The following is a 313-nucleotide window of genomic DNA, read 5'->3' as shown; positions in this document are numbered from 1 at the left end:
GTGCGGCCGGTGGATGTGGCGCATTCGCTGGTGGTGTCGCGGTCGGTGTTCGATCACCGTGCGGTGGTGGTCGGTGCCGATCGGGATGAGCTGGTGGCGGGGTTGCGTGAGCTGGCCGGCGGTGCCGCTTCGGGTGTGGTGCAGGGGGTCGCTGGTGGCGCGGGTAAGTCGGTGTTCGTGTTCCCTGGTCAGGGGTCGCAGTGGCTGGGGATGGGGGTGGAGTTGCTGGAGTGTTCGCCGGTGTTCGCGGCGCGGATGGCCGAGTGTGAGGCGGCGCTGGCTGCGTTCGTGGACTGGTCGCTGACGGGTGTGT

1 protein-coding gene is annotated in these 313 nt (G+C 69.3%); it reads left to right on the top strand.

The window, feature by feature from the left end; all coding sequences use genetic code 11:
* A partial coding sequence (locus E1292_RS50710) for an acyltransferase domain-containing protein (RefSeq protein WP_132606905.1) occupies nucleotides 1-313 on the top strand: 313 nt, incomplete at both ends.

The sequence above is a fragment of the Nonomuraea deserti genome (genome assembly GCF_004348685.1).
GTDB classification, from domain to species: Bacteria; Actinomycetota; Actinomycetes; order Streptosporangiales; family Streptosporangiaceae; genus Nonomuraea; species Nonomuraea deserti.
This window is presented reverse-complemented; position numbering and strand designations above follow the sequence as displayed.